Source organism: Demequina sp. NBRC 110056 (genome assembly GCF_002090155.1).
Classification (GTDB): Bacteria; Actinomycetota; Actinomycetes; order Actinomycetales; family Demequinaceae; genus Demequina.
The window spans coordinates 221,068-245,828 of the sequence record NZ_BBRM01000003.1 but is presented as its reverse complement, the minus strand read 5'-3'; the positions used below and the strand labels follow the sequence as shown (position 1 = coordinate 245,828).

The window sequence follows — 24,761 nt, the reverse complement described above, 5'->3', positions numbered from 1 at the left end:
CAGGCTAGCGCGCCACCGCCAGCGTGGCGCCCCCGTCCGCGCGACTGCACCGAAACGCCGCAGCGCCGCAGCGCCTCACCTTCGCACCACCGCGAATCGGATCCGAATCGCTGGCCTATGGCCTGAGGCCAGCGAGTTGGATCCATTTCGCTGCCTTGGGAGCGCTATCGGTTGGGGGCCGGCGGGCCCAGGGCGTCGCCCGTCAGCAGTGCCCGGTAGAACGCGACGCCGCGCCCGAGGGACTCGATGGAGACGTTCTCGTTGGGGCCGTGGATGGCCTCGCGCTGCGCCTTGTCCATCAGCAGCGGCGAGAACCGGTAGACCGCCGGGGCGATGCGCGCGACGTGGCGCGCGTCCGAGGCCGCCATCATCACGTACGGCACGGCGACCGCGTCCGGGTACGAGTCCGCGACCGCGGCCACGAGCGCCTGCCACCGCGGGTCGTCGCCCGTGGGCGACACCGGGGACGGCTCGGACGCCTCCTGGACCTCGAGCCGCACCCGGTCGTCGCCGATGACCCGCTCGAGATGCGCGATGGTCTCGGCCACCGACGAGCCGACGGCGATGCGGCAGTTGACGGTTGCCGCGGCTCGCGTGGCGAGCACGTTCTGCGCGGGGCTTCCCTCGAGCATGGTGATCGCGGCGGTGGTCCGCACCATCGCCGCGAGCTCCGGCCCGACGCGCGGGAGGACCCGGGCGAGCAGGCCGCTCAGCGAGCCCGCGCGCCGGAGCACCGCGCGCAGGGGTCCGCGCAGGCGGGGCGCCACGCCCTCGAACATCTCGACGGAGATGGGGTGCAGCGCCGCCGGGAACGGGTGCGCCTCGATCGCCACGAGCGCCTTCGCGAGGATGCCGGGGGCGGACTCGCGCGGCGGCGTCGACGCGTGGCCGCCAAGTCCCTCGACGACGAGGCGCACGGTGGTGATGCCCTTCTCGGACGCGCCGATCGCGGCCATCGGCGTCGACAGTCCGGGGAACGCGCCGGTGGCGACGGCCCCGCCCTCGTCCACGACGAGCCACGGCTCGACGCCGCGCTCCTGAAGCAGCTCGACCGCCGCGACCGCGGAGGGGCCGTGCTGCTCCTCGTCCGTGCCGAACAGCAGGTGGAGGTCACGCGCGGGCGTCCAGCCCTCGGCCAGCAGACCCTCGAGGGCCTCGAGCAGCACGATCAGGGCGCCCTTGTCGTCGAGCGTCCCGCGCCCGTGGACGCGGCCGTCGGCGATGACGCCGTCGAACGGCGGGTGCTCCCAGCCCTCGGCCTGCCAGTCCTGCGGCACCGGGACGACGTCCTGATGGGCCATGAGCAGCACCGGACGCTCGGTCGACGCGCCCGGCAGCCGCAGCAGGAGCCCGGCCCGGCCCACCACGTCGAGCGAGCCCGCGTCGCTGGCGGCGGCGAAGACGTGCGGGTAGGCGGCCTCGAGCAGGGCGCGCAGCTCCGCGAAGGTCGCCGCGTCGGACTCGGACAGCGGTCCGTCGGGGGGAGTGACGGTGGCGATCCGGACCGCGGCCGCCAGGTTCTCGGCGGCGCGGGTCGCGACCGCGCCAGGCTCGGCCTCGGCGGCCGCGCCGCCACGCCTGAGCCTCATGGTCGCGCCTCCGCGGAGGCCGTCTCACCCGGTCCCGAACCGTCGTCGGGTCGGGAGGCCGGCGCGCGCATCGGCGCTCCGTCGTCGCCCCCGTGTGGGCCCGAGACCGCGTCGAGCACGCCCGCCTCGGCGACGAGCGCATCGGCCCCCGACGTGAACGCCACCTTGGGCACGGCGAAGAGGAAGGCCATGGCGACCAGCGCGGTGCCGCCGCAGATCGCCCACACGGTGATGTAGCCGGAGAGGCTGCCGGCGGTGGACTCGCCGCCGCCCGCCGCGGCCGCGCCCGAGACGAGGGCGATCGCGAAGGCCGCGGAGGCGAACGCGCCGCCGATGGTCTTGGTGGTGTTGGTGAGGCCCGTGGCGACGCCGGTGTGCTGCGGCGGGGAGGCGGCTGCCGCGGCCGCCGGCAGCGCCGCTACGAGCGCGCCCGAGCCGAGCCCGGCGACCACCATGCACGCCACCACCTGGGCGACGCCGTCGTGGAACGGGATGAGCGACAGATAGCCCAGCGCGACGAGAGCCGTCGCGCCGATGAGCACGAACCGCGGCGTGGTGAGAGCGGAGACGCGGGCGAAGATGCCGGCGCCGATCAGCAGCGAGAGGACGTACGCGCCGATGAGATAGGACGCCGTCGCGGACGTGAGCCCGAGCCCGTAGCCCACCTCGCCGGGGTCGGTGCGGGCGAACGTCGACAGCGGCCCCTGCGCCCCGAGCACGCTGACGCCGAACAGCGCGGCGGTCACGATGACCGGCCACAGCGTCGGCGAGCGCAGCATCTCCATGTCGACCAGCGGGTCCTTGACGCGCTGCTCGACCTTGACGAAGACGCCCAGCAGGATGACGCCGAGCAGCACCATCCCGACCACCCACGGCGTCACGCCGTCCACACGCACCAGCGACAGGCCGCTCATGATGGCGAGCAGCGCGATGGTGAGCACAGACGTGCCGGCCGTGTCGATCGAGCCGCCGCCGCGCACGCCGGGATCCGGCACCTTGAGCAGCACGACGATGAGCGCGATCGACACGAGCACGGCGGGCACGCACAGCGCGGCCCACAGCGGCAGGATCGCGCCCAGCTGACCGCCAGCGAGGGCGCCGAGGATCGCGCCGGCCTGCAGCGCGACCACGATGGTGCCGGCGCCCTTGCGGGTGAGCGCGGCGGAGTCGGGTTGCTGTCGTGCGCGGGCGAAGATGATCGCGACGTTGAGCGGCAGCCACACGACGTAGAAGCCCTGCAGCGCCCAGGCCGCCGTGAACAGCGGGAAGCTGGGCGCGAAGGCGAGGGCGAAGCTCGCGATCATCGTGACGATGAGGGACGCGATGAGCACCCGGCGGTGGCCGAGCATGTCGCCCAGGCGCGCGAGCACGGGCACCACGATCGAGCTCAGCAGCAGCTGCGCCGCCTCGAACCAGTTGATGTCTGCATCGTGGATCTCGAGCTCGCGGGCGATGTCGGTGAGCAGGGGCGTGTAGTAGCCCTGCAGGACGCCGGAGGTCCCCTCGACCACGACGAGGGCGCCCACGACGCCACCCGCGAGTGCTGTGCGCTTGCCAGTCATGCGCTCATGCTCCCACCGTCAGATGTCGCGCTTGTGTCGCCCGCGCGCCCACCACGAAAGTGGGCCCACTCTCATCCTCTAGCCCGGCTGGCGACGAAAGTGGGCCCACTTTCGGTGTGACGGGCGGGGAGGGGGGCGTGGAGGGCCGATGCGCTCGCTGGGTTGGACTACTCCGCTCGCTCGTCGACGGCGTCACCCGGGGAGACCGAGGCGTGACTCTCGGACGACTCGGCGAGGTCCGCCTCGGCCTCGATGCCGGCGGCATGCGAACGGCGCGAGGCGCCCGCCACGGCGACGACCGCGATGGTCGCCGCGATGAGCGCGATGCCCCAGCGCATCCACGGGTTGGCGCCGTCGCCGTAGGACAGCAGCACCACCGCGGGAGCGATGAGCAGCGCGACGAGGTTCATGACCTTGATCAGCGGGTTGATCGCCGGGCCGGCGGTGTCCTTGAACGGGTCGCCGATGGTGTCGCCGATCACGGTCGCCTCGTGGGCGGGCGAGTTCTTGCCTCCGTGGTGGCCGTCCTCGACGATCTTCTTGGCGTTGTCCCACGAGCCGCCGGAGTTGGCGAGGAACACCGCCATGAGCACGCCGGTGCCGATCGCGCCACCCAGGAAGCCCGCGAGCGCGCCCACGCCGAGCGCGAAGCCCACGAAGATGGGAGCCATCGCGGCCAGCAGGCCGGGGGTGGCGAGCTCGCGAAGGCTGTCCCGCGTGCAGATGTCGACCACGCGGCCGTACTGGGGACGCTCCTCGCCGGTCATGATGCCGGGGTGCTCGCGGAACTGGCGGCGCACCTCGAGGACGATCGCCCCGGCCGCGCGGGTGACGGCGTCGATCGCCAGGCCCGAGAACAGGAACACGGTCGCTCCGCCGATGATCACGCCCACGAGGGTGAGCGGGTTGATGATCTCGTAGGAGAAGTCGTCCAGCGATGCGGCGGCGTCGCTGATCGCGATCGCCACAGCGTCCTGGTAGGAGCCGAACAGCGCGGTCGCCGCGAGCACCGCGGTGGCGATCGCGATGCCCTTGGTGATGGCCTTGGTGGTGTTGCCCACGGCGTCGAGGTCGGTGAGGGTCTGCGCTGCCTCCTCGTCGACCTCGCCGGACATCTCGGCGATGCCCTGGGCGTTGTCGGAGACCGGACCGAAGGTGTCCATCGCGACGATCACGCCGACGGTGGTGAGCAGGCCGCAGCCCGCGAGCGCGACGAGGAACAGCGCGAGGGTGATGGACCCGCCCGCCACGAAGAACAGGATGACGATGGCGCCGGCGATGACGGTCGCGGTGTAGACGGCCGACTCGAGGCCCACGCCGATGCCCGACAGCACCACGGTGGCGGCGCCCGTCTTGGAGGTGGCGGCGACGCGGCGGGTGGGCTTCTTCGCGGTGTCGGTGAAGTAGCCGGTGAGCCACAGGATCAGGCCCGCGAGGCCGATGCCCACGAACACCGCGACCGTCGCCATGACGCGCGGGTCGCCGGACTCGTCGGCGATGGCGGCGGTGCCGATCTCGGAGAACGAGGACGGCAGGTACGCGAAGGCCGCGACCGCGGCGAGCACCGCGCCGATCGCGGCAGAGATGTAGAAGCCGCGGTTGATCGCCGCGAGGCCGGACTCTCCGCCGCGCACCTTGGTGATGAACACTCCCACCGCGGCGACGATAGCGCCTATCGCGGTGACGATGAGCGGGAACACGAGCCCCTGCTCCCCCATGGCGGCCTTGCCGAGGATGAGCGCCGCGACCAGCGTCACGGCGTAGGACTCGAAGAGGTCCGCGGCCATGCCGGCGCAGTCGCCCACGTTGTCGCCCACGTTGTCCGCGATGGTCGCCGCGTTGCGCGGGTCGTCCTCCGGGATGTGCTGCTCGACCTTGCCCACGAGGTCGGCGCCCACGTCGGCGGCCTTGGTGAAGATGCCGCCGCCCACGCGCATGAACATCGCCAGCAGCGCCGCGCCGAAGCCGAAGCCCTCGAGCACGGCCGCCGCGTCTCCGCGATAGAGGAAGACCACCGAGGCGGCGCCCACGAGACCCAGGCCCACGACCGACATGCCGACCGCGCCGCCGGTGCGGAACGCGATGCGCGCCCCCTCCGCGCGGCCATCCTTCTGCGTCGCGGCGAACGCCACGCGCACGTTGGCCCGCACCGCGAGCCACATGCCCATGTAGCCGATGGTCGCGGAGAACCCCGCCCCCAGGAGGAAGAACACCGACCGGCCGATGCGCACGCCCGCGTCGCCGGGCAGCAGGAACAGTAGCGCGAACACGACGGCGGCGAACAGGACCAGCGTCCGCATCTGACGGCCCAGGTAGGCCGAGGCGCCCTCCTGCACCGCGCCCGCGATCTCCTGCATCTTGGGGGTGCCGTCGGCTGCCTTGAGCACCTGCTGGCGAAGGACGAAGGAGAAGATCAGGGCGGCGGCGGCGATCGCGCCGATCACGGCGACGATGGTCAGACTCGACCCGCCCACCTCCAGTTCGGTCGTCACTGCTGTAGGCATTCGTCCTCCTTGACGAGACTGACCTGGCGCGACGACGGTGTCGCGCGAACGGTATGCCGGTCACTCTAGGGGACGATGTGAGGCGGGGCGAGGCGCCACCCAACGATTCGCCCCACCTGTGCGTCGACACTGCGAGGAACCCGATCAGAGACGACCGGAGGGGACATGTCTCAGTGGCAGGACACGATGGAGCAGCTGGTGCGCTCACGCGAGCGCGCTCTGCTGTCCTATGCGTACCTGGTGTGCGGTGACCCGGTGCAGGCGCAGGACCTCGTGCAGGACGCACTGGTCCGGACCTTCTCCCGCGAGCGCAAGGGGCTGACGGCCGTCAAGGCCGAGGGCTACGTGCGTCGCGCCATCACCACCACCTACGTGGACCACTACCGCCGCGTCCAGCGGTGGCAGCGCGTCCAGCACCTGTTCCGGCCCGAGGCCTACAGCCCGGACCGGATGGGCCAGGTGGAGGCGGGATCGGATGTGGCCGATGCGCTCGCCACCTTGCCTCCGCGGGTGAGGGCGTGCGTGGTGCTGCGGTACTTCGACGACCTGACGGTTCCTCAGATCGCACGGCAGCTCGGCATCGCCGAGGGCACCGTGAAGCGCTACCTCAGCGACGGGCTGGGTCAGCTGGAGCTGGCTCTCGGCTCGCTCGAGGACGCGCACATCGCCGATGCGGGCGAGGCCGCCGTGGGCTCGCCCCGCGCGGGTAGGGACGACTCGTCGAAGAACGACACTTTCGGAAGGAACGGATCATGAAGCTCTCGGATGCGCTGAGGGGCGCGGCCGACCGCGCGCCGATGGGTGACGCGCACGTCTCTGTCGAGGCCGTCACCGGCAGGGTGCGCCGCCAGCGCGCGGTGCGCACCGGCTCGGCGGGCGTGCTCGGCGCCGGCGCGTGCGCGGTGCTCGCGTTCGGCGCGATGGGTCCGCTGGCGAACCTGTCCGGCTCCGATGAGTCGACCGCCGACATGGCGGTCGCGGGCGAGGCGATGGAGGAGACGGGCGCCACGGCCTACGACGGCGGCGCGGACAGCGCGCTCGCGCGTCCCGCCGAGCAGTGGTGGTGCGGCTCGACCTTCTCCGCCGAGGACGGCACCTGGGCGTGGGGAGACGCCTCGGGCGTGACGTTCGAGCTGGGCGAGCCCGCGATCGACGGGACCGAGCTTCAGCTCCCGCACACGCTGACCGTCGACCGTCCGGTTGACCTCATCTCCTCGCCCGATGCCCTGATCGTGTGGGACGGCATCGTCGTGGGCCGCGTGGTGGGCGACTCGCCGTTCGAGTACGGACCCGCCGACGAGCCGATGCTGCCCGACGACGTGTACGAGCGCCTGGACCCGGCGACGGAGTTCACCTCGCTCGAGCAGACCACCGTCCTCGAGGCGGCGAACTGCTGGGACGGAGCCCCTCTGCCGGCCGGGAAGTACGAGGTCCACCAGGCGTGGACCCTCGCCTACGCCGATGGCACCAGCGAGCCGGCTCCGATCGAGACCCCCGAGGAGGTGCCGTCGGACGAGCTCGTCGGCCCGACGCCCGACGACGTCCCTCAGGAGGACATCGAGGGCACCGACCCGTCGGTCGTCACGGACGGCGCTGAGTCCGGTGCCGCAGAGTCCGGTGCGGCAGAGTCCGGCACCGGTGGCGGGTCCTCCGGCTCGGCGGGCTCGGACACCACGTCTTCCCGGGCCTTGCCCGAGACGTTCCGCGTCGCGGCCGGACCGACCACGCTCGTGATCGAGGGCGATCCCGTGGACGACCCCTTCGGCGCGTACCTCGGCCACTCGGAGCCCGGCGAGCCGCCAGTCGACCCGATCGACCCGGTCGAGCCGAACGACCCCGTCGAGGTGCCCGACGACCTCCTCACCCCCGAGAAGGCGCGCGCCCTGTTCGACGCGACCCGCGCATCGGCGCTGTGGGACATGGCCCCCGGCAGCCAGCGCTGGGTCAAGGCGAACGACGCCGCGACACAGACGGATGGCGCCTGGGAGTCGCTGTACTACGGCTGCGTGTGGGACTCGGGTACGGACGGCACGTTCCCGTCCGAGTCGGCCGACATGGGCCTGCTCGACGTGCGGTTCGACGCCCCTGCCTCGATCTCGGTGAGCTACGGCTACGTGGTCGACGGCAACCCGCTCGTCTCGGCCTCGACGACCAACGTCTCCGAGTACACCATCCCGAGCTTCTGGGGCGGGCAGACGCCCATGCTTGCGCTGGTGCGCGACGGCCGCGTGGTCGCGGAGAGCTACACCGAGCCCCTCCAGCGCGGCGGCTACGGCATGGCGGAGCCGGCGATCGCCGAGCTGTCCGTGATGCCGGACAACGGGCACTTCGCCCCGGGCGCGACCGACGCGAGCGAGAGCCTGCTGCGCAACGTCAACGCCTGCGACGGATCGTCGGGTGTCGCCCCGGGGACCTACACGCTGCTGACGCACACCAGCGTGTACGTGGGCGGCGAGTACGCCGTCGCGTTCGGCGGTGAGGCCGATGCGCTGGTCGAGCAGGAGGCGATGGCCCGGCTGGAGGAGCTCGGCGAGGCGGGCGCGACGGGCGGCTTCACGGCCGGCGACGAGCCCGTGCTCTACGGCGATGGCGACACCCCCGCCGTCGAGCCGGACATGATCTCGATCGCCCCGGCGCCGGACGGCGGTGGAGACTGGGTCGAGTTCCAGGTGTGGACGGCGCTGGGCACGCTCACGGTGCGCTGACGGGAGGTGGTAGCGGGCCCGTCGATGGCCCGTCACCACGGCAGTATCGAAACTCTTTGAAACCTGCCCGCGTGGCCCCCACCTGTGGCACTATTGCGACAAGAGCGCGGAAGGCGTTGTCCGACCTGGCTCGTCATGCACCCGGGGGCGGCGTGACCCCCTCAGCCGCGCCGCCTCCGGGCCTCCTCTGCGCGTGCTGAGAGCACGCTCCCGCCGAGACCGCCACGCTCGCGTCCGCGGCACCGGCGCCTCATGCGACCGCTGGACGTCGGCAGCCTCACGGCGATCGCGCACCTGCGGCGGCGAACGCCGGTCCCGCCACCGCGACCGCGCCGACGCCGCTGGGCGCTCGCACCTCCACCGTGACGTCCGCGCGCCGCACCGCGCAGCGCACCAGCGCGACGCCGTTCGCCCGCGCGCCTTCACGCGCCGCCTCACACCCCGCGCCAGTGGCATCGGCACCCATCGCGAGCGCGCCTCGCGCCGCGTAGGCGCCGGCGAGCGCCGCCTGGTCGGCCGCGTGCTGGGCAAGGACGCGGCTGTGTGCCTCGGCTGCGGCGGCGATCAGCGCGAGGCCCAGCAGCACCGCGGCCACCACGACCGCGAGCGCGACGACGCTCCCCGAGCCGCGGTCGCCCCGGCTGACGGCGCGTCGCGGTGCGTCCGTCACGGCGTGCGTAGCGCGGTGGAGCGGGCGCTGGCCGCCGGCAGCCAGGAGACCGAGTCGATGGTCACCCGCACCGTCACGGACCGGCCGTCACCGCTGGACGTCACCTCGACCCGGGCGCCCGAGCCGGACGTCGAGACCGCGGCGACGGCCGCATCGGCGCCTTCGACGGCCGCCACCCGCGCCGCGAACGCCGCCAGGTCCGCGGCGGTGATGGCGTCCCTGGACCATCCGACGGCGGCCAGCACGACGCCGAGCACCAGCGCGACCGCGGGCAACGCCGCGGCCAGCTCCACCGAGACCGACCCGCGGTCGCGCCGGACGCTCACCCGAACGCCGACCGCAAGATGTTCGCGAGCAGCTCGCGCACCTCGTCGGAGCGGATGAGCGCGATGAGGATCCCCGCGAAGGCCGCGGCGGCCACCGTCACCAGGGCGTACTCGGTGGTCGCCATGCCATCGTCCTCGCGGAGCGCTCGTCGGAGCAGGGTCATGGTGTCTCCTTCCCGTCCCGAACGGTCGCCGGGACGTGGCCAGCGTGCGGGGGATCCGGCGTCGTCGCGATAGCGACGGACCCGAACTGTGGGCAGCTCACCGGGTCCACGCACTTGGGGACGGTTCACCGCTCGGCGGCGGCTCGAGCCCGGGCAGCGATCCCAGGTCGGCCCCGGCGATCACGGCGATGAGCAGCGGCACCACGCCCACGAGCACGAACGACGGCAGCAGGCACAGCGCGAGCGGGAGCGTGAGGCGCACGCCGAGCTCGCCGGCCGCACGCTGGGCGCGGCGGCGCTGCTCGCGATCGAGTCGCACCATCGCGGCACGCAGCCCGAACCGGGCCGGCGCACCCGCGTGCGCGGCGAGCGCGAGAGGCCCCGCGAGCGCGTCGTGCAGCTCGTCGAGCTCACCGCGCGAGCGCGCGGCCCGACTGCGGCGCCGGGTCCGCGCGACCGAAGGCGAGGGCGCGCCCTCGGCAGACGGAGCCGCCGCCTCGGAGGCCCTGTCGAACCCAGCCTGGAACTCCGCCAGCCGCCGCAGCGCGCGAGCGCCGCTGCCGTCGACCACCCGCGCCACCCGCTCGCACGCCACGTCGACCGGCACCCCCGCCGCGAGCGCGGCGTCGACCAGCGCGAGCACCACCGACGTCGGCACCCGCCCGCCGGCGCGGTGCCCGGCCGCGGTCCGCACCATGCGCGACATCCACGCCGACCCGGCCCACGTGAGAACGCCCGCGACCGCGAGCAGCGCCCACCCGGCGGGCGAGGTCGCCAGGAGTGTCACGACGCTCGGGTCCACGCCGGCGGCGAGCGCCGCCCCCACGAGCGGCAGCCATCTCAGGATCTTCGCGCTCATCCTGGGCCCGGCGAGTGCGGCCTCGGCGGCGTCCCGCGCATCGCGCACGAGCGACAGCGCGCCGTCGATGGCCTCGAGCACCCGAGCGAGCGGGGCGCCGGTGTCGCGCGCGAGGAGCGCGGCAGCTCGCACGGACGCCTCGACGTCGCGGTCCGCGGAGAACGCCGATCCACCCCGCACCGGCACGCCGTCGCCCTCGGTGCTGACGCCGAGGACGCGCCAGGCGCTCTCGGGGTCGAGGCCGGCGTGCAGGAGCGCCACCGCGTCCGCGAGCACCGCTGCGGGATCACGCGCGGCGGGCTCACCCGAGCCCGGAGACGGCTTGCGGCGCCAGCGCATCATCCGGCCCGCCGCTCGGGGGCGAGCATGATCCTGGACGACAGGCGCGCTCGGCCGAGTCCGGCGAGCGGGCCATCGCCGACCAGCGTCGCTAGGGCGTCGACGCCCGGGCCCGGGTCCGCGTCATCCGCGCCATCGACGCGCAGCAGGGCCGGCACCACCTCGAGGCCGCCACCGGTCGGTGACAGCACGGCCACCTGCGCCACGCGCCTCCCGCTGGGGCCGCGGGTGACGTGGAGCACAGCGTCGAAGGCCGCGAGCGCCTGGGCGTGGACCGCGCGCTCGGGCATGCCGGCGAGCGCCCCGAGCGTCGCGAGCCTGGTCGGCACCTGGTCCGGGGCGTTCGCGTGCAGCGTGGTCATCGACCCCGGGTGCCCGGTGTTGAACGCGGCGAGCACGTCGAGGACCTCGGCACCGCGGCACTCCCCGAGCACGACCCTGTCAGGGCGCATGCGCAGCGCCTCGCGGACGAGCCGCGCGAGCCCCACCGCCCCGACCCCCTCGACATTGGCGCGCCGCTCGACGAGCCGCACCACGTGGGGGTGGTCGGGCACGATCTCGCCCGCCTCCTCGATCACGACGATGCGCTCGGTCGGGGACACGCGGGACAGCAGCGCGGCCATGAGGGTCGTCTTGCCGCTCCCGGTGGCACCGGTGACGAGCACCGACGCTCGTCGCTCCACCAGCGCTTCGAGCACGCGCCGCGTCACGGAGTCCAGCGCGCCCGCGGCGGCGAGGTCCGCGAGGGTGAGGGGCTCGGCCCTCACCAGCCGCAGGGAGATCGCCGCGCAGTCGGGCACCACCGGCGGCAGCACCGCGTGCAGCCGCGTGCCGTCGGGCAGCCGCGCATCCGCGACCGGGCTCGCGTCGTCGAGCCGGCGTCCTCCGGCGGCGGCGAGCCGCACCGCGAGGCCGCGCACCGCGTCGGCCGTGGGCAGGTCGACCGCGACGCGCTCGAGGCCGCGTCCCCGGTCGATCCACGCCTGCTTCGGTGCGTGCACGAGGACGTCCGTCACGCCCGGTGCTCCGAGCCACGGTGCGAGAGGCCCCGCAAACGCGGACGTCCCCCCCGCCTCGTCCCCCGCCACCCCGACCGTCACGACCCCCACGGTCGCCCACCCGCCCGGCCCGCGCATCGGCGCTGCTGCACTCCTGAGGACTGCGGCGATGCCCACGAACCCTGGGGACGCGCGACGCTGGTCGGCGTCAGGGGCTCCCGTTAGGCTGACCGGACAAGGAGGTCTCCATGCCCATGCGCAACCGCAAGGTCCGTTCCGCCGCGTTCTTCGACCTGGACAAGACGATCATCGCGACGAGCTCGTCGATGGCGTTCGCGGGGTCGTTCATGGACGGCGGCCTCATCACCAGGGCGCACGCGCTCCGGACCGCGTACGCGCAGTTCCTGTTCCTCATCGGCGGCGCGGACGAGCGCCAGACCAATCGCCTGCGGGACTCGCTCAGCGACCTCATCAAGGGCTGGGAGGTCGCGAAGGTCCAGCAGATCGTCCAGGAGACCGTGCACGAGCACATCGATCCCGTTGTCTACGACGAGGCGCTCGCGCTGATCCGTCGTCACCAGGAGAACGGGCGCGATGTGGTCATCGTGTCAGCGTCCGCCCGCGACGTGGTCGAGCCCATCGCCCAGCTCCTAGGCGCCGATGCCGTGGTCGCGTCCGAGCTCGAGGTCAAGAAGGGCTTCTACACCGGCGAGATCACCTCCTACGCCTACGGCGAGGCCAAGGCCGACGCGATCCGCGAGCTGGCCGAGGAGAAGGGCTACGACCTGTCGCGGTCCTTCGCCTACTCCGACTCGATCACGGACGCGCCCATGCTCAACGCCGTGGGCCACGGCTTCGTCATCAATCCCGACCGCAACCTGCGGGCAGCCGCCGCTCATCACGGCTGGGGCGCGCTGCGCTTCAAGCGACCCGTCGGCCTGCACCAGGGCCCCTCGCCCCGGTCGACGCTCATCACGGTGGTCGCGATCGCCGCGGTGGTCGCGGCGGTCGTCCTGCTCGCCCGCAGCGCGAGCACCGAGGAAGACTGACCCCGCTCCCTTGCCCATGCGGCACGCGCCCCGTTGGACGTAGTGTCGTAAGGGACTGAGGAAGAAGGGGCCATGTCGCGCTGGCAGCAGGCCTATGACGCGCTCACCGGCGAGCGGTATCCCGGGCTGCTCGCCCATGCCCGCCTGCTCTGCGACTCGGACGACGACGCCGAGGCGCTGGTGCGCGAAGCCGTCGTCGCCGCCGTGTCCCGCGCACGCCGCTTCCCGCCGGACGACCTGCTCGCGGTCGAGGTTCGCGACGCGATCTCGCGGCGCGCGGCCGTGCTGGGCTCCGCGCCGCGCGAAGAGTCGACAGCCTCGTCCGACCACCACCCGGATTGGGACGAGCGCGAGTCCGCGCTCGAGGCGCTCGCGCCGGGCGCGGTGCACCATCCCGGCGACCGCCACCACGACTCGGTCCAGGGGGTCCGGCGCGCAGGGCCTCCGGCAGCCGGCCTCGCGGCAGCCGGCCGTGCCCCGCACGACGCTGCGTCCGCCGAGCCGGCCGCGCCGTCCACAGCGCCGATGCGCGGCTCGCCCTTCGCGCCTCCGCCCGGCTTCGTAGCGCGGTCGGTCACACGAGCGCCGGCTCATGCCCACGCGCCGACGGCCGATCGGCCACTCACCGCAGGTGACGACCTGACTGCCGAGAGTGCACAGACCGATCCGTATGCACCCCCGCCCGACGGGGGCGACCGCCACCACCGCACCTCGGAACCGGGATCGAGCCGCGGCGCCGTGGCGCCCGGCGACGGTGCGGCGACCACGGCGAGCGCGCACGACCCGAACCTTGGGCCGCTCGACGAGCGCGCCCACAAGGCTGGCGCCCCCGAAGTCGGCCACGAGCCCCCGCCATCGGAGCCGGATCCGGAGCCAGATCCGGAAGCCCAGCAGGATCCGGTCGCGGACGCCTTCGCCGACCTCGACACGTCGACGCGAGCCCTCGTCGTGCTCTACCACCTGGACGGGGTCTCGCCGCGGCGCGTCGCGGACCTCACGGGCATGACGTCCCCCGAGGCGCGACGACGCATCGACGCGGGCGCCGACAGCATCGGGCGCGCGGCGGGGATCATCGTCGCGCCGGCCGTGGTGGACGACGCCCTCGCCGAGGTCGAGGTCACCATCGACGCGGGGCCGTGACATGCGCGACCTGCCCACCGAGCTCGCGCGCCTGCGCGACGATCACGCGCGGCGCCTCGACGGTGCACGCCCGCCCGAGGAGTGGCGACGGACGGTGCGTCGCAACCGGGCGCGACGCGGCGCGCTCTGGGCCGGCGGCGCGGCCGTGGCGGTCGCCCTGCTGAGCATCGCCGCGCTCCCTGGGCCGAGCTCGGCGCCGCCGGCTGCCGCGGACGCGTCGGACCCCATCCCCGACGTGCTGCCGACGACCGAGCCGGTCCAGTGGGAGCTCGCGACGGTGCGCTTCGGCGCGGGCGAGGACTGGCTCGACGATCCCCTGCTGGAAGGGCCGCCGCAGTGCGGCCAGCCTCTGCCCGCGTCCATGAGCGCCCGAGACGGCTTCCGCGCGGAGCACGAGGTGCCCGACCAGGTGATCGTGCGCGCGGGCGGGTACGGGTCGCCCGCGCAGGCGAGCACCACGATTCGCTACGGGCGCTACGACGAGTTCCCCGTCGTCGTCGACCCGCTCGTGGGGCTGGTCGCCCAGGACGGCATCGTGGTGGGCTGGCTCACGCCGAGCGCGCGGCGCGGAGTGACGACCTTCGCCGATGCGTACCCGAGCACGCAGCACTGGGTCGGGCTCGCGACCCTTGCGCTCGCCTGCGGCGGGACGGCCGACCCCGGCCCCGGCGCCGCGATGGGCCCTCTCGCGAGGCTCGAGGCGGGCGACTACGAGGTGGCCTGGATGACGCGGGTGCACGCGACCGAGGAGGCCAACGCGCGGGCGGATCTCGCCGGCCGAGGCTTCGCCGTCCCGCCGACGAGCCTGCTGACCGCCTACCGCGAAGGGTCGTACGAGTGCGACCTGGCACGCGAGCAGCCCCGCGCCTCCCTGCCGCTGACGTGCGACCCGGACGCCGTCCCGGGGACCACCGTCGACCTCGAGGGCGGAACCGTCACGTTTCCCTATCGCGCCGAGTCGTTCGGGCGCGCGGTGGACGTCACCTTCGTCACCGAGCCCGTCGCGATGACCATCTACGACGTGGCGCCCAACCCGCGGGTGCGCATCGAGCGTCAGAACCCGCCGCACGTCGCCGGCGAGCCGATGGAGTGCGGCGCCACCTACGGCGGCCTGAACGAGTCCGCGGTGCGCCTGAGCTGGTCCGAGCCGACGGACTCGATCGCGTTCGGGTCGCGGGAGCTCGTCGACGTGTGGGTCGCGGGGCGCGACTGGTCCGCGGCGGCGGTGCTGGTGCCGGACGGCGGGACGCTGTGGCTCACGGAGCGCATCGACCGGCGAGCGGCGCTCGACGACGGCGGCTCCTACGGGTACACGTTGCACGAGGTGGTCGGGTCCGCGCCGATCGCGGTCGAGCCCCGGATCGAGATCGATCGCTACGTCGGGCCCACGACGGTGACGGTGTCGCTGGGCGACATCGAGTGGTGCGAGCGCCCCTCGCCCGTCCCCACCGCGTCGCTCACGTTCTCCCTGGTCGCCCCGCACACCGTGGTCACCGGCAGCGGCGTCGAGACCTACGAGGTGCTGCGCATCGAGTGAGACCTGCCGCGTCGCCCCAACCTTTCGCACCCCCGCGCCCGTAGTGTTCAGTGGAGCCGAATCGCAAAGGGGGCGTCGTGGCGCGCTGGCAGGACCTGTACGAGCAGCTCGCCCATGCCCGGTATCCGTCTCTCGTGGCGTACGCGACTGCGCTCGCCGGGGAGGACCGGGCGGGCGCCGAGCTCGTGGACGCCGCGCTGGTCGACGTGCTCGGCCGTCGGCGCCGCCTCGCGTCCCCCGACGAGGCGGAGCACGCCGTGCGCCGCGCGATCGTCGCGCGCTTCCTGCGGGCCGCGACGCCCGAGGGCGAGGACCCAGCGAGGGCCGACGGTCGCACCTCGCCGCCCAGCGCCGCACTGCACGACACAGCTCCGCACGCGTTGGCGTCGCACCAGGCCGAATCCGACCCGTTCGCTCCGCCCCCTGCCCGGTTGGCAGAGGTGTCCAGCGTCCGTGGTGCCGTCGCGCCCGAGTCGAACGACACGAGCGCGTTCGCGCCTCCCGGCGCCCACAGCCAGTCCGCACCCGACGCGCCCGCGGCCACCACCGCGGCGGAGTCGGCCACAGCCGCGGACGAACCGGACGCCGGGGACCTGACGACCGCATCGGCTCCACCGGCCGCCCCGGCGCACTCCCGCGGTGCCGGGGAGAGCCCGGACGTCGACCGCTCCCCTTCCTCCGCCCCGGTGACGGTCGCCGCCCCGCCCACGCCCGCATCGGCGCTGTCCACGCTTCCTCCGCGCACCCGCGCTGCCACGGTGCTGCGCTGCTACGACGACCTCACCACCAGCCAGATCGCGGATCGCCTCGCGATCGCGCCGACCGCCGCGCGCGAGCTGCTCGAGGACGCCCGAGCGCGCCTGCGGCCGCTCGGCTGGGATGTGCCGGACCAGGCGGACTCGGACGGCTCGCTCGAGACCGCGACGGTGACCGTGGGCGGCCACCACAAGGACTGGTGACGTGCGCGACCTCGGAGACGACCTCAAGGCCCGTATCGGAGCCCATGCGCGGGCCGGCGCCGGCGCCCACGCCCCGGGCACCGTGCGGCGCGCGATCCGCAGGCGCCGCCGCCGCTCGGCGATGGGGATCGGCGCCGGCTCCGCGCTCGGCGTGGGCCTGCTCGCCGTCGCCGCCGTGACCACGGCCGGCAGCCTCGCCGAGCCCGAGGAGGCGCTGCCGTCGCCATCGGTCTCGTCCACCGCGCCCATCGCGTACGCGACGCTCGACCTCGACGACCCCACGACGCTGGGGTGGTACGGCGCACCCGAGACTCTCGGCTGCGGCGAGGCTCCCCCCGAGCCCCGGGCCACGGACGGCGACTTCGCGGCGGACTTCGACATCACCGTCGACGGCGAGCTGTCGCAGGACTCCAGCTCCGGCATCAGCACCGCGCTCGGCACGGCCCACCTCACGGCGACCCCGACCGAGAAGCAGCTGGCCTTCGTCCACCAGCCGTATGCGCTGTTCGTCCGCGATGGCGTGGTGGTGGGCTTCGACGGAGCGGTGGGCTCCCGCGACTGGTGGCCCATCGGCACGGAATGGTCCTTCAGCCCGAGCCTCGAGTGGTGGAACTACACCGTCGGCTGCGAGAGCTTCGAGACGTCGTACGAGCCCCTGCCGGCGGGCGAGTACGAGATGTACATCGTCGCCCGCATCTCCGCCTCGGAGTCCGAGGCCGCCGTCTACGATCTCGAGACCCACGGCATGCAGGTCATGGGTGGAGGCTCGTGGGAGTCCATGGAGCCGGGATCCTTCGAGTGCGAGCAGTACGCGGACTGGGACAGCTATCAGCCGCTCGTGTGCGACCCCGGCGGACTTCCGGGCACCACGATCGACCGCAGCGCCGGCACCGCCACCGTGCCCTACGACGCGAGCCTGTACTCAGGCGACCTCGACATCACGCTGGTGTCCGAGCCCGTCACGGTCACGCTCGGCGAGCGCATCGATCACCACGGGACCGACGGCGGGCCCGGGCCGCTCGAGGCCGGCGAGGTGCCGGCGTGCGGGGAGACCTACGGCTGGTTCGAGGGCGGCGAGGCGCTCCTGCACTGGAGCGGCAACCTGGGCTCCATCGACGCAGGCGACACGATCGAACCCGGCGTGTGGGTGTGGGGCGACAGCTGGGCGGAGGCCTCCGTGACGATGCCGGACGACGGTCGCCTGTGGCTGTTCGCGGGCGAGGACCTCACCACCGAGGACGGGTTCACGACCTGGGTCGAGCGGGTGGTCGGCTGGGCCGACGTGACGTCGATGGGCGACGCGACCCTCGACATCGTCCGCTTCGACGGCCCCGCCTCGTGGCCTCTGTCCGTCACCGACCTCCAGTGGTGCGAGGGCTTCGAGGAGGCCGCCGAGAGGATTGCGAGCTCCGTCATGGTGGCGACGATCACCATCACCGACGACATGGGCACACGGGACTCGGAGGGGCCGCTGCAGATGGGCAACTTCTGGTAACCCGCCGCCGCCCGGCCCCCGCCGCGCTCGTCAACGCCCGACGGGGCGCGCGAGCACGCCACCTACGCGTCACCGCCCCACCGCGGGGGTGGTGACGTGCGCGACCTCGGGGACGAGCTCAAGGCTCAGGTGGGCGCCGATGCGCGCGCCGGCTCGGGCGCGCAGGCACCAGAAGGGGTGCGGCGAGCGGTCCGGCGACGGCGCCGACGGTCGGCGCTGGGGATCGGCGCTGGCTCCGCGCTCGGCGTGGGCCTGCTCGCCGTCGCCGCGGTGGCGACCGCCGGCAGCCTCGCGGCACCGGTCGATCCTCTTCCCACGCCCTCGGTGGCGTCCACCGCACCCATCGCCTACGCGACGCTCGACCTCGACGACCCCGCGATCCAGGGGTGGTACGGCTCGACGCCGCCCGTCGCGTGCGGCGACGCGGCGCCCACGCCCGCCGACCGGGACGGCGCGTTCTCCGCGACCTTCGACGTCTCGGTGGACGGCGTGCTCTCGCAGGACCAGACGGAGTCGACCGGCCAGACGGTCGCGAACGTCACCCTCGCTGCGGACGTCGAGGAGACGACCCACGCGTTCGTGCAGTCGCCCGTCGCGGTGCTCGTCCGCGACGGCGTGGTGGTGGGGTACGACGGGTTCGGCGGCTCGGTCGAGTGGCGCACGATCTCGCAGGGGTGGAACACCGCCGAGTACCTCCCGTGGTTCGGCTACGCGTTCGACTGCGCCGACTCCGCGCGATACGAACCGCTCGCCGGCGGGGACTACGACCTCTACGTCGTCACGCGGGTGACCGCCTCCCCCGAGCAGGCCGCGATCTACGACCTCAACGGGTCCAACCGCATGATCACCTCCGGGGACTGGCGCGCCCTGCAGCCTGGCTCGTACGAGTGCGAGCAGTACGGGGACACCTGGGGAGGACCCGCACCGTTGGTGTGCGACCCGAGCGCCGTGCCGGGCACCACGATCGACCGGGAGGCGGGCACCATCACGGTCCCCTTCGACGCGCACCTGTTCTCCGAGGAGCTGGACGTGACGCTCGTGTCCGAGCCCGTGACGGTGACCGTCGGCGAGTACGTCCCCTACGTGTCGCCCGAGGACCAGCCGCAGCCCCTCGTCGCGGGCGCCGTCCCCGAGTGCGGCGCCGAGTACGGGTGGGTCGAGTCGAACGAGCTGAGCATCGACGTCGAGGACAGCCTCGCCACGCTGGAGACCGGCGACACCATCACGGCCGCGGTCTGGCCGCGCACCACCGGGGCGTGGTCGGAGATCAGGGTCGAGCTGCCCGAGGCCGGCCGACTCTGGCTGCTGTCGGGCTCCGAGGTCGAGGTCGACGCCTCCACCACCGTCTACGTCGAGACGGTCGTGGGCTGGACGGACGTCGTCAGCGTCGGCGGGACCGAGCTCGACGTGATCCGCTACGTCGGGCCCAAGCCCTGGGCGCTGGAGACGTCGACGATCCACTGGTGCGACGGGGAGGCGCCCGCCGCCGTCCAGTCAGGTGCGATCGTCGAGGATGCGGCGATCACCGACCGCGAGGGTCGGCGGGTGGTGCCCGGCCCGCTCGCGATCCACTCGATGTCGTAGCCCCCGATGGATGGCGTAGCCCGACCCAACCCTTCGCCCCCTCCCGCACGTTGAGTCTGGTGAGGGCGCATCGGCGCTGCTGGTGCGCGACACGACTCAGGGAACGGGGAGGCCATGGGACGAGCCCTCACCGGCGTCGCCGCGGCGGCGGCGCTCGCGCTCGGCATCGCGATCGGGTGGACCATCCAGGCGTGGCAACCGTCGCCGGACGGGATCCCCGAACGCCCTGCCGCACCCGTCGGAGCACCCGCGGCGTGACGGCTTGCTCACAGGGGATGCCCCTGACCAGGCACGGCGCGCAATCCTTCGCGCGGGCTATCGATTCGTCAGATTCGAGGCCGTACCATTGAGCCTCAATCACGAAGATTCACGGTGGCGCGAGCCTGCGCCGGAAGGATACGACGGCGCGATGAACAAGGGGCTCATGGCCGTGGGCGCGATAGCGATCGCGGGCCTGTCCGCCGCGGTGGGATGGTACGGCGTCAAGCTCCTGGTGCAGCCGGAGAGCGAGGCCGCGGGCGACCCGTCCGCCACACCGGCGGCGACCGGCGCGACCGTCGCCGTGACCTTCGCCGTCGACGAGATCGAGGCCGAGGCCGGCGGGCTCTTCACTCCTCCGGTGTGCGGCGAGGAGTGGACGTCCGAGCCCTCCACCGCCAACGGCGTGTCCCCCCAGGTGACGGTCGAGACCGACGGCACGAGCGCATCGGCCACCGTGTCCTACGTGACGGACGCGGACCAGGCGACGGCCTTCCTCGCGCAGGAAGGGCAGCTCATCGTCACCCGTGACGGCGTGGTCGTCACGCCCGACTGGGCCAGCGAGTTCGTGCCCGAGTACTCCGTCGCCTCGCCCGAGGGCGAGCCCGCGTCCGAGCCGGTGAGCTTCGCCGGGGCGTCGCTGTGCGACGTGTCCGCGCAGCTGTCATCGTTCTGGGACGACTTCGACTGGTCCGCCGCGAGCGACGACGAGGTCGCCGAGCGCCAGGCCGAGGCCGCCGCGTTCGAGGCCGAGCACGCCGATCTGCCGGCCGGCGAGTACAAGGTCTACGCCTGGACCCCGGTGATCATGGGCGAGTCCGCCGCGGCCGCCCGCGCGCTGGTCGAGGAGGGCTACACCGACCTCGCCTACCTGCAGTACACGGCCGGGTACTCCCCGCTGGCCGACAGCGCCGAGCTCGAGCCGTACTGCCACGAGTCCGACACCCCCGGCGGCGGCACCGAGCTGCTGTGCGACGTCCCCCAGGACGTGCTCACGGAGCTCCTCACGCGGGAGGTCCCCGAGTACTACGTGGTGGACGCGGCGCCCGCGATCGCGATCTCCGAGGCCGCGACCTTCACCATCGAGTAGGGGCCCGGTCAGCCGCTCTTGCGGCGGAACTCCTGGTGCGGGTGCGCCTCGCCGTTGCCGTGCAGCGACGTCGAGGAGGTCGCCTGCGATCCCGGTCGCGCCATCTGGCCGTCGTTGCCCACCGCGGCCGCCATGACCTCCTGGGCGTCGCCGCCCTTGATCGCGTCGAGGAACTTCTGGGCCTCGGCGTCCCGCATCATCTTGGCGAGCTTGCCGTGGTGGAAGATGGCGACCTCGCCGTTGGTGCGGGTCCGGTAGTCGAATCCTTCAGCACTCATGCGCCCATGGTCACACGTCGGGCCCCGCGGCGCGCGTCGACAGCTCCCGCCCACCCTCCACGAAAGTGGGCCCACTTTCACCTTCTGCGCCCCTAGGCGACGAAAGTGGGCCCAAATTCTTCGTGGGGAGCGGGCCGATGCGCCCGCCGGGTTCGCGTCAGTCGCTCGGGGTCTCCTGGTCGTCCGTCTCGCGCGGCTCCCCGTCGCCGTGGGGCACCGGCTTCTCGGTCGCCTCCTCCTTGGCGGGGTGGGTGTCCTCGGGGTCCGTCGCGCCCGTCGTGGGCTGCTCTCCCTGGCTCCTGTCAGTGCTCATGACCCCATCGTCACATGCCAACCCAGCCCGCGCATCGGCTCTCTACCAGGCACCCTTACAAACTGTTGGCCCAGGACCAAAGTCCCATTAGCCTGACGCGCATGGTCAACGACGTCCAGACACAGTCCCCCGCCCACCCCGAGCACGCCACCTTCGCGCCGCCCGCAGACTTCGCCGCGCGGGCGAATGCCCAGGCAGACCTGTACTCACAGGCCTCCGAGGACCGCCTCGGCTACTGGGCGGAGCAGGCCCGCCAGCTCCACTGGGACACCCCGTTCACCGAGGTCCTCGACTGGTCCGACGCGCCCCACGCGCGGTGGTTCGCCGACGGCACCCTGAACGCCTGCGACAACGCCGTGGACCGCCACGTCCGGGAGGGTCGGGGCGACCGCGTCGCCTTCCACTTCGAGGGCGAGCCCGGCGACACCCGCACCCTCACCTACGCGGACATGCAGCGCGAGGTGTCGAAGGCCGCCAATGGCCTCGCGAGCCTCGGCGTGACCAAGGGCGACCGCGTCGCGATCTACCTCCCCCAGATCCCCGAGGCCGTGATCTCGATGCTGGCCTGCGCGCGCATCGGCGCGATCCACTCCGTCGTGTTCGGCGGCTTCTCCGCCGAGAGCCTGCGCCAGCGCATTGACGACGCCGAGGCGAAGCTCGTCATCACCGCGGATGGCGGCAACCGCCGCGGCGCGCACCTCGCCCTCAAGCCCCTCGTGGACGAGGCGCTCGCGCCGTCCGAGTCGCACCCGTCGCCGGCGCAGTCGGTCGAGCACGTGCTGACGGTCCGCCGCACCGGGCAGGACACGGCGTGGACCGAGGGCCGCGACCTGTGGTGGCACGACGTTGTGGAGCCCGCCGCGGACACCCACGAGCCCGTGATGGTCGAGGCCGAGCACCCGCTGTTCATCCTCTACACGTCCGGCACCACCGGGAAGCCCAAGGGCCTGTTCCACACCACCGGCGGCTACCTCACCGGAGCCTCGAGCTCGCACCGCTGGGTCTTCGACATCAAGCCCGAGGAGGACGTGTACTGGTGCTCCGCCGACGTCGGCTGGATCACCGGGCACTCGTACATCGTCTACGGGCCCATGATCAACGGCGCGACCCAGGTGCTCTACGAGGGCGTCCCGAACGCCCCGCACCAGGGACGCTGGTGGGAGATCATCCAGAAGTACAAGGTCACCATCTTCTACACCGCGCCCACCGCGATCCGCACGTTCATGAAGTGGGGCGAGGCCATCCCGGCCGAGTACGACCTGTCCTCGCTGCGCCTGCTCGGCTCGGTGGGCGAGCCCATCAACCCGGCCGCGTGGCTCTGGTACCGCCGCGTGATCGGCGGCGACCGCTGCCCCATCGTCGACACCTGGTGGCAGACCGAGACCGGCTCGATCATGCTGTCGCCGCTGCCCGGCGTGACGCACACCAAGCCCGGTTCGACGCAGGCCGCGCTGCCCGGCGTCGCGATCGACGTCATCGATGATGAGGGCCGCTCGCTCGGTCCCGGCGAGGGCGGCTACCTGGTGGCCTCGGAGCCGTGGCCGTCGATGCTGCGCGGGATCTGGGGCGACGAGGAGCGGTTCCGGTCGACGTACTGGGAGCGCTTCCCCGGCCGCTACTTCGCGGGCGATGGCGCCAAGCGCGACGAGGACGGCGACATCTGGCTGTTGGGCCGCGTCGACGACGTGATGAACGTCTCCGGCCACCGCCTGTCGACCACCGAGATCGAGAACGCCCTGGTCTCGCACCACTGGGTCGCCGAGGCCGCGGTCGTGGGCGCCGCCGACGAGACCACCGGCCAGGCCGTCGTCGCGTTCGTCGTGGTGAAGTCCGACGACGAGGGCGCCTCCGCGTCCGGCCACGAGGTGGCGGTGGAGCTGCGCAAGCAGGTCCGCAAGGAGATCGGCCCGCTCGCGACGCCGCGCACGATCCTCGTGGTGTCGGAGGTCCCCAAGACCCGCTCGGGCAAGATCATGCGCCGCCTCCTGCGCGACGTGGCCGAGCACCGCCCGGTGGGCGACGTGACGACGCTCGCCGACTCGTCGGTCATGGACGCGATCAGCGAGGGCCTCGAGTCGGGCAAGGCCGACAGCGACTGACCACACGCGGGGTCGCGCTGATTCCGCGCTTCAGTCGCCGGTTCGCACCCAGCCGTCGCAGCCGTAGACCTTGAGCACCTGGCCGGGCTCGACGTGCACGAAGTCCGGCGTCTCACCCCAGCCGTAGTCCGCCGACGCGAGCACCTCGTCGGCGTCGCGCTCGAGCACCATCGCGGTGCAGTAGTCGCCCTCGGAGTCGAGGTCCGGCCCCGTCCAGGTGCCAGCGGCGACGTCGACGCCGACGAGCCACTCGCCCTCGTCGGCGGTGGTCGCGCCGAAGCCGTCCGCGACGAGCGCCTGCGGGTCCACCAGCGTGAGCGGGTCGCAGTCGCGCGCCTCGACGCGATCGCCGTCCTCGAGCTCGATGAGGGCGCTGCCGGTGTCCATCCAGAGGAACTCCGGCAGCACGTCCTCGCCCATGAAGCCGAAGTGCTCGGCGACCTCGACCGTGCAGACGATGGGGCCGTTCGACGGCTCGACCAGGTAGGTCCCGGAGACGACGTCGCGGCCGACGTAGTGCTGGCCGTCCTCGATGACCTCGGCCGTCGCGCCCACGAAGGCTCCGTCGGGGTCGATCGCCTCCCAGGTGCCGCATGCCGACGAGGTGCTGACGACGTACCCGGGCGGCGCGAGCAGCATCGCCGAGCCGTGCCGCAGGACGCCGTAGGACTCGTACGTCGGCGCATCGCCGGGGTACGGCGTGACCCACCAGTCGCAGGCCCACTCCTCGTCCGTCGACGGCGTGGCGCTGGGCGCGATGTAGATGCCCGGCGCGAGGTCCTGACCGACGACGAGCGTGTCGTAGGTGCCCTCGAAGGTCTCGCCGGGCAGCGCGGTCAGGAGCGTCTCGTCCGTGAGCTCCGTCGGCAGCTCGGCGGCGGGGACGGCCTCGACCTCCGTGGAGTCGCCGCCGTCGCCGGGGCCGGATTGACCCCAGCTCACCTCAGCATCGGAGAGGTTGCGCCACAGCAGCCACCCGCCCAACACGAGGGCCGATGCGGCCACCGCTGCGAGCACCACCATGACGACGATGGCCGTTCCGCTTCCTGCCGTGCGGTCGGGGACGGGCAGCGCCGATGCGCCGATCGGGGCGACCTCATCGCTCGCCCCGTCGCGGGCGTGAGACGCCCGTTCATCCTGGTCCGCCACGGCGCGTCCCCCCTTCTGTGCGGGATCAGCATCGCGGTCGGCACCGCGGTGTGGCAACTCGCCGCGCGGACTGAACGTTTGTTCAGTATGGTGG

Annotated in this window: 22 protein-coding genes; 11 read left to right on the top strand and 11 right to left on the bottom strand. The window is 73.1% G+C overall.

Annotated elements, in window-relative coordinates; all coding sequences use genetic code 11:
- Positions 1 to 164: 164 nt before the first annotated feature.
- The 3 genes from B7K25_RS05600 to B7K25_RS05590 form a co-directional block, all read right to left on the bottom strand.
- Complete coding sequence (locus B7K25_RS05600; protein ID WP_084104728.1) at positions 165 to 1,589, bottom strand: M20/M25/M40 family metallo-hydrolase; 1,425 nt, start codon at positions 1,587 to 1,589, stop codon at positions 165 to 167.
- Positions 1,586 to 3,151: an MFS transporter gene (locus B7K25_RS05595; RefSeq protein ID WP_084104727.1), complete on the bottom strand. Its 1,566-nt coding sequence runs from the start codon at positions 3,149 to 3,151 to the stop codon at positions 1,586 to 1,588. Before B7K25_RS05595 ends, B7K25_RS05600 begins: the two co-directional genes overlap by 4 nt.
- Before the next feature lie 167 nt (positions 3,152 to 3,318).
- Positions 3,319 to 5,655, bottom strand: a complete 2,337-nt coding sequence (locus B7K25_RS05590) for a sodium-translocating pyrophosphatase (RefSeq protein WP_084104726.1) — start codon at positions 5,653 to 5,655, stop codon at positions 3,319 to 3,321.
- Between the two features lie 165 nt (positions 5,656 to 5,820).
- Between B7K25_RS05590 and B7K25_RS05585 the strand changes: the two genes are divergently transcribed.
- On the top strand, positions 5,821 to 6,411 hold the full coding sequence (locus tag B7K25_RS05585; RefSeq protein ID WP_084104725.1) for a SigE family RNA polymerase sigma factor: 591 nt from the start codon (positions 5,821 to 5,823) through the stop codon (positions 6,409 to 6,411).
- Positions 6,408 to 8,360, top strand: a complete 1,953-nt coding sequence (locus tag B7K25_RS05580; protein WP_084104724.1) for a hypothetical protein — start codon at positions 6,408 to 6,410, stop codon at positions 8,358 to 8,360. Before B7K25_RS05585 ends, B7K25_RS05580 begins: the two co-directional genes overlap by 4 nt.
- A 277-nt stretch (positions 8,361 to 8,637) precedes the next feature.
- On the opposite strand, the gene B7K25_RS05575 is transcribed toward B7K25_RS05580, so the two are convergent.
- The 5 genes from B7K25_RS05575 to B7K25_RS05555 all read right to left on the bottom strand — a co-directional run bounded on the left by B7K25_RS05575 (position 8,638) and on the right by B7K25_RS05555 (position 11,854).
- Entirely contained in the window at positions 8,638 to 9,030 is a 393-nt protein-coding gene (locus B7K25_RS05575) for an Rv3654c family TadE-like protein (protein WP_084104723.1), read from the bottom strand.
- Positions 9,027 to 9,356 (bottom strand): hypothetical protein, encoded by a 330-nt coding sequence (locus B7K25_RS05570; RefSeq protein ID WP_084104722.1) that lies wholly within the window; start codon positions 9,354 to 9,356, stop codon positions 9,027 to 9,029. Before B7K25_RS05570 ends, B7K25_RS05575 begins: the two co-directional genes overlap by 4 nt.
- On the bottom strand, positions 9,353 to 9,520 hold the full coding sequence (locus B7K25_RS05565; RefSeq protein ID WP_084104721.1) for a DUF4244 domain-containing protein: 168 nt from the start codon (positions 9,518 to 9,520) through the stop codon (positions 9,353 to 9,355). The genes B7K25_RS05570 and B7K25_RS05565 overlap by 4 nt, the downstream gene beginning before the upstream one ends.
- A 97-nt stretch (positions 9,521 to 9,617) precedes the next feature.
- Positions 9,618 to 10,721 carry a type II secretion system F family protein gene (locus B7K25_RS05560; protein WP_084104720.1) on the bottom strand — a complete coding sequence of 368 codons (1,104 nt, stop codon included), beginning with the start codon at positions 10,719 to 10,721 and terminating at the stop codon, positions 9,618 to 9,620.
- Positions 10,718 to 11,854 carry a TadA family conjugal transfer-associated ATPase gene (locus tag B7K25_RS05555; protein ID WP_084104719.1) on the bottom strand — a complete coding sequence of 379 codons (1,137 nt, stop codon included), beginning with the start codon at positions 11,852 to 11,854 and terminating at the stop codon, positions 10,718 to 10,720. Before B7K25_RS05555 ends, B7K25_RS05560 begins: the two co-directional genes overlap by 4 nt.
- A 110-nt stretch (positions 11,855 to 11,964) precedes the next feature.
- Here B7K25_RS05555 and B7K25_RS05550 point away from each other — a divergent pair, with 110 nt between their 5' ends.
- From B7K25_RS05550 to B7K25_RS05520, 8 genes are all read left to right on the top strand, one after another.
- Positions 11,965 to 12,765: an HAD family hydrolase gene (locus B7K25_RS05550; RefSeq protein WP_371328285.1), complete on the top strand. Its 801-nt coding sequence runs from the start codon at positions 11,965 to 11,967 to the stop codon at positions 12,763 to 12,765.
- A gap of 72 nt (positions 12,766 to 12,837) precedes the next feature.
- Positions 12,838 to 13,905, top strand: coding sequence for a hypothetical protein (locus tag B7K25_RS05545; RefSeq protein ID WP_084104718.1), 1,068 nt, complete (start codon positions 12,838 to 12,840; stop codon positions 13,903 to 13,905).
- Between the two features lies 1 nt (position 13,906).
- Positions 13,907 to 15,442 (top strand): hypothetical protein, encoded by a 1,536-nt coding sequence (locus B7K25_RS05540; protein ID WP_084104717.1) that lies wholly within the window; start codon positions 13,907 to 13,909, stop codon positions 15,440 to 15,442.
- A 77-nt stretch (positions 15,443 to 15,519) separates the two neighbouring features.
- Positions 15,520 to 16,401 (top strand): sigma factor-like helix-turn-helix DNA-binding protein, encoded by an 882-nt coding sequence (locus tag B7K25_RS05535; RefSeq protein WP_159450126.1) that lies wholly within the window; start codon positions 15,520 to 15,522, stop codon positions 16,399 to 16,401.
- Between the two features lies 1 nt (position 16,402).
- Entirely contained in the window at positions 16,403 to 17,896 is a 1,494-nt protein-coding gene (locus tag B7K25_RS05530; RefSeq protein WP_084104715.1) for a hypothetical protein, read from the top strand.
- 96 nt (positions 17,897 to 17,992) lie between these two features.
- A complete protein-coding gene (locus tag B7K25_RS05525) occupies positions 17,993 to 19,480 on the top strand; it encodes a hypothetical protein (protein WP_084104714.1) in 1,488 nt (495 codons plus the stop codon).
- 114 nt (positions 19,481 to 19,594) lie between these two features.
- The gene (locus B7K25_RS13705; RefSeq protein ID WP_159450125.1) at positions 19,595 to 19,738 is read left to right on the top strand and encodes a hypothetical protein; all 144 of its coding nucleotides are present in this window, start codon (positions 19,595 to 19,597) and stop codon (positions 19,736 to 19,738) included.
- 151 nt (positions 19,739 to 19,889) lie between these two features.
- Complete coding sequence (locus B7K25_RS05520) at positions 19,890 to 20,828, top strand: hypothetical protein (protein WP_084104713.1); 939 nt, start codon at positions 19,890 to 19,892, stop codon at positions 20,826 to 20,828.
- Positions 20,829 to 20,836: 8 nt separating this feature from the next.
- On the opposite strand, the gene B7K25_RS05515 is transcribed toward B7K25_RS05520, so the two are convergent.
- Positions 20,837 to 21,106 (bottom strand): hypothetical protein, encoded by a 270-nt coding sequence (locus tag B7K25_RS05515; RefSeq protein WP_084104712.1) that lies wholly within the window; start codon positions 21,104 to 21,106, stop codon positions 20,837 to 20,839.
- Positions 21,107 to 21,263: 157 nt separating this feature from the next.
- Positions 21,264 to 21,419: a hypothetical protein gene (locus tag B7K25_RS13700; RefSeq protein ID WP_159450124.1), complete on the bottom strand. Its 156-nt coding sequence runs from the start codon at positions 21,417 to 21,419 to the stop codon at positions 21,264 to 21,266.
- 101 nt (positions 21,420 to 21,520) lie between these two features.
- Between B7K25_RS13700 and acs the strand changes: the two genes are divergently transcribed.
- Complete coding sequence (gene acs / locus B7K25_RS05510; RefSeq protein ID WP_084104711.1) at positions 21,521 to 23,518, top strand: acetate--CoA ligase; 1,998 nt, start codon at positions 21,521 to 21,523, stop codon at positions 23,516 to 23,518.
- A 30-nt stretch (positions 23,519 to 23,548) separates the two neighbouring features.
- Here the strand turns inward: acs and B7K25_RS05505 are convergent, their stop codons facing one another.
- A complete protein-coding gene (locus B7K25_RS05505) occupies positions 23,549 to 24,667 on the bottom strand; it encodes a hypothetical protein (protein ID WP_084104710.1) in 1,119 nt (372 codons plus the stop codon).
- Between the last annotated feature and the right edge of the window lie 94 nt (positions 24,668 to 24,761).

Coding starts and splice junctions, on each gene's coding strand:
- B7K25_RS05600 (WP_084104728.1), bottom strand. CDS start 1,589: ATGAGGCTCAGGCGTGGCGGCGCGGCCGCCGAGGCCGAGCCTGGCGCG.
- B7K25_RS05595 (WP_084104727.1), bottom strand. CDS start 3,151: ATGACTGGCAAGCGCACAGCACTCGCGGGTGGCGTCGTGGGCGCCCTC.
- B7K25_RS05590 (WP_084104726.1), bottom strand. CDS start 5,655: ATGCCTACAGCAGTGACGACCGAACTGGAGGTGGGCGGGTCGAGTCTG.
- B7K25_RS05585 (WP_084104725.1), top strand. CDS start 5,821: ATGTCTCAGTGGCAGGACACGATGGAGCAGCTGGTGCGCTCACGCGAG.
- B7K25_RS05580 (WP_084104724.1), top strand. CDS start 6,408: ATGAAGCTCTCGGATGCGCTGAGGGGCGCGGCCGACCGCGCGCCGATG.
- B7K25_RS05565 (WP_084104721.1), bottom strand. CDS start 9,520: ATGACCCTGCTCCGACGAGCGCTCCGCGAGGACGATGGCATGGCGACC.
- B7K25_RS05560 (WP_084104720.1), bottom strand. CDS start 10,721: ATGATGCGCTGGCGCCGCAAGCCGTCTCCGGGCTCGGGTGAGCCCGCC.
- B7K25_RS05555 (WP_084104719.1), bottom strand. CDS start 11,854: ATGCGCGGGCCGGGCGGGTGGGCGACCGTGGGGGTCGTGACGGTCGGG.
- B7K25_RS05550 (WP_371328285.1), top strand. CDS start 11,965: ATGCCCATGCGCAACCGCAAGGTCCGTTCCGCCGCGTTCTTCGACCTG.
- B7K25_RS05545 (WP_084104718.1), top strand. CDS start 12,838: ATGTCGCGCTGGCAGCAGGCCTATGACGCGCTCACCGGCGAGCGGTAT.
- B7K25_RS05540 (WP_084104717.1), top strand. CDS start 13,907: ATGCGCGACCTGCCCACCGAGCTCGCGCGCCTGCGCGACGATCACGCG.
- B7K25_RS13705 (WP_159450125.1), top strand. CDS start 19,595: ATGGGACGAGCCCTCACCGGCGTCGCCGCGGCGGCGGCGCTCGCGCTC.
- B7K25_RS05520 (WP_084104713.1), top strand. CDS start 19,890: ATGAACAAGGGGCTCATGGCCGTGGGCGCGATAGCGATCGCGGGCCTG.
- B7K25_RS05515 (WP_084104712.1), bottom strand. CDS start 21,106: ATGAGTGCTGAAGGATTCGACTACCGGACCCGCACCAACGGCGAGGTC.
- B7K25_RS13700 (WP_159450124.1), bottom strand. CDS start 21,419: ATGAGCACTGACAGGAGCCAGGGAGAGCAGCCCACGACGGGCGCGACG.
- acs (WP_084104711.1), top strand. CDS start 21,521: ATGGTCAACGACGTCCAGACACAGTCCCCCGCCCACCCCGAGCACGCC.